Origin of the sequence: Pseudomonas tremae (assembly GCF_001401155.1) — a bacterium.
In the GTDB taxonomy this organism is placed as follows: Bacteria; Pseudomonadota; Gammaproteobacteria; order Pseudomonadales; family Pseudomonadaceae; genus Aquipseudomonas; species Aquipseudomonas tremae.
Genome location: NZ_LJRO01000470.1, coordinates 1 through 3,072 on the forward strand (window position 1 = coordinate 1; position 3,072 = coordinate 3,072).

General features: G+C 59.1%; 4 protein-coding genes and 1 pseudogene. 4 read left to right on the plus strand and 1 reads right to left on the minus strand.

The features are described from left to right. Together ALO43_RS26255 and ALO43_RS26260 are read left to right on the plus strand one after the other, a co-directional pair. A pseudogene (locus ALO43_RS26255) lies at positions 1–291 on the plus strand (threonine dehydratase); the annotation flags it as partial. Between the two features lie 197 nt (positions 292–488). Further along, positions 489–917, plus strand: a complete 429-nt coding sequence (locus ALO43_RS26260; RefSeq protein WP_054998392.1) for a DUF2269 family protein — start codon at positions 489–491, stop codon at positions 915–917. 13 nt (positions 918–930) lie between these two features. Here the strand turns inward: ALO43_RS26260 and ALO43_RS26265 are convergent, their stop codons facing one another. Then, positions 931–1,587, minus strand: a complete 657-nt coding sequence (locus tag ALO43_RS26265; RefSeq protein WP_054998393.1) for a histidinol-phosphatase — start codon at positions 1,585–1,587, stop codon at positions 931–933. A gap of 142 nt (positions 1,588–1,729) precedes the next feature. Here ALO43_RS26265 and ALO43_RS26270 point away from each other — a divergent pair, with 142 nt between their 5' ends. Both ALO43_RS26270 and ALO43_RS26275 read left to right on the plus strand, forming a co-directional pair. Further along, entirely contained in the window at positions 1,730–2,209 is a 480-nt protein-coding gene (locus ALO43_RS26270; protein ID WP_002555745.1) for an RNA pyrophosphohydrolase, read from the plus strand. Positions 2,210–2,230: 21 nt separating this feature from the next. After that, positions 2,231–3,072: phosphoenolpyruvate-utilizing N-terminal domain-containing protein (locus tag ALO43_RS26275; RefSeq protein WP_122379359.1), on the plus strand; the 842-nt coding region annotated here is incomplete at its 3' end.

A 3,072-nucleotide genomic window follows, 5' to 3' on the forward strand; every position in this document is an offset into this window, starting at 1 on the left:
ATTCGGCATATGGTCGGCGGACATGCCGAGCGCGTCGACGATGAAGTGGTGCTGCGCTTCGAATTCCCGGAACGGCCGGGCGCGTTGTTCAACTTCCTCAACCGCCTGGGCGGCCGCTGGACCATTTCGATGTTCCACTACCGCAACCACGGCGCGGCGGATGGCCGGGTGGTGGCTGGTTTGGTGGTGCCAGAAGAAGAACGGCATCTGGTAGGCGCGGCGCTGGACGAGATCGGCTACCCGTACTGGGACGAGAGCGAGAACCCGGCGTATCGGTTGTTTTTGGGCTGATGCCGTGGATATCTCTCGTTCCTCACGATGCTCTGCGTCCCGCTTTGAGCGTGTGGTGCGGCGCAGATTTGCAACGCAGAGCGTCACCCAAGGCATTCCTAAGCTTGAACGTGAGGAACGATAGGTGTTTCAGGGCACGAATCCTGTGTCCGCGCTGCTAAACTCACTCAAGCCCGATTCCAGAGGAACACCGCGTCATGGAACCCATCACCACCCTCAATACCCTGCACATCGTTGCCCTGACGTTATTGCTGATCAGCGCGCTGGTATTGGCTAGCGGGGTCGTCAAGGTTCGTCTTGAAGGCGATACGACCATCCAGAATCGTCTGCTCAAGCGGCCTTTGGTGTTTTTCTGGCTGCTGATGGCCGCGTGTCTGGCGACGTTGCCGTTCAGTGGTTGGTGGTTGGTGCATCTGAAAGGGTTATCGCTGGGCCAGACATGGGTTCTGGGTAGCAGTCTGCTCTACACGCTGGGGCTGTGCAGCTGGATCTGGCTGGTGGTCAGGCTCAACCGGCTGCGCCTCGGTGCCAAGGGTGCCAAACGAGGGTTTACCCTTGCGCTTACTGTGATCAGCGTCGTGTGCTTTGTGGCGATGGCCGGTCTGATGGGCTTCAAACCGGCCTGAGCCTCAGTGCGGCTTAGCTGCGCAAGGTAATGACAGGCCAGCAGCGCCGCTCGGCTTCCGCGCGCAAATTGGCGTCCGGGTCCACTGCAACCGGGTTGGCAACTTGCTCCAGCAGCGGCAGGTCGTTCATCGAATCGCTGTAGAAATAGCTGTCCTCTAGACTGAACGCGTTGTCCTCCAGCCACTGATTGAGTCGTGTCACCTTGCCCTCGCGGAAGCAGGGGATATCAGTCGTGCGGCCCGTGTAACGCCCGTCGAGCATCTCGCACTCCGTCGCCAGCAGCGTATCGATCCCAAGGCGCGCCACGATCGGCGCAGTCACGAAGCGATTGGTCGCGGTGATGACCACCAGTTTGTCGCCTGCTTCCCGATGCTTGCCGATAAGCTCAAGCGCTTTGGGCAGGATCATGGGCTCGATACAGTCACGCATGAACTCGCGGTGCCATTCCTCAAGCTGAGCCATGTCAGTGTTGCCCAGAATCTCCAGCGTAAAATTAAGGTACTCGGTCATGTTCAGGGTGCCAGCCAGGTAATCCTGATAAAACTCGTCGTTGCGGGTCTTGTAGGTGGCGGCATCAAGGATCCCGCGCTGGCACAGGTAATCGCCCCAGGCGTGATCGCTGTCACCGCCCAGAAGCGTGTTGTCGAGGTCGAATAAAGCCAGGCGCATAGGGTTACTCGCTGAAATAGTTGAAAAAAGAGCCCCAGAATACGAGGTTTTCACAAGTCTTCACATAAGGTGATAAGCCTCGTTGCTGGTTTGATCGCCTTTGTGGAACAATGCGGCGACATGCGTTTGCGAGGTTGTTGCCGTGATCGACCCCGATGGTTTCCGTCCTAATGTCGGGATTATTCTGACGAACGATGCTGGTCAGGTCCTTTGGGCTCGGCGTATTAACCAGGATGCCTGGCAGTTTCCTCAGGGGGGTATCAACCCGCAGGAGACGCCGGAAGACGCGCTTTATCGTGAATTGAACGAAGAAGTCGGGCTTGAGCGACATGATGTGCAAATACTTGCCTGCACTCGGGGCTGGTTGCGCTATCGTCTGCCGCAACGTCTGGTCCGCACACACAGTCAGCCGCTGTGTATCGGCCAGAAGCAAAAATGGTTTCTCCTGCGCCTGATCTCCAACGAGCAGCGGGTGCGGATGGATTTGACCGGCAAACCGGAGTTCGATGGCTGGCGCTGGGTCAGCTATTGGTACCCGTTAGGCCAGGTGGTGACATTCAAGCGCGAGGTGTATCGACGCGCACTCAAAGAGCTTGCCCCGCGCCTGTTATCGCGCGACTGACACGGAGTTCGACCCCGAGCCATGCTCAATACGCTGCGCAAGATCGTCCAGGAAGTTAACTCCGCCAAGGATCTCAAGGCGGCGTTGGGCATTATTGTGTTGCGCGTGAAGGAGGCCATGGGCAGCCAGGTCTGCTCGGTCTACCTGCTTGATGCCGAAGTGAACCGTTTCGTTCTGATGGCCTCCGAAGGCCTCAACAAGCGCTCCATCGGCAAAGTCAGCATGGCCCCGAATGAAGGCCTCGTCGGTCTTGTCGGTACGCGCGAAGAACCGCTTAACCTCGAAAACGCTGCAGGTCACCCTCGCTATCGCTACTTTGCCGAAACCGGTGAAGAGCGCTACGCCTCGTTTCTGGGCGCGCCGATCATCCACCATCGTCGGGTAGTCGGTGTACTGGTCATCCAGCAAAAGGAGCGCCGTCAGTTCGACGAGGGCGAAGAAGCCTTCCTTGTCACCATGAGTGCGCAACTGGCAGGCGTTATTGCGCATGCCGAGGCCACTGGCTCGATCCGCGGTCTGGGTCGCCAGGGCAAGGGCATCCAGGAAGCCAAGTTCGTCGGCGTTGCCGGTTCGCCGGGTGCGGCAGTCGGTGTAGCGGTGGTCATGCTCCCGCCTGCCGATCTTGAGGTGGTGCCGGACAAGACCGTCACTGATATCGCCGCCGAGCTGGCGCTGTTCCAGAATGCACTGGAAGGCGTGCGCAATGACATGCGCACCCTGTCCGCCAAACTCGCCACTCAATTACGCCCCGAAGAGCGCGCGCTGTTCGACGTCTACCTGATGATGCTCGACGATGCCTCGCTGGGCAGCGAGGTGACCGACGTCATCAAGACCGGCCAATGGGCGCAAGGCGCCTTGCGCTC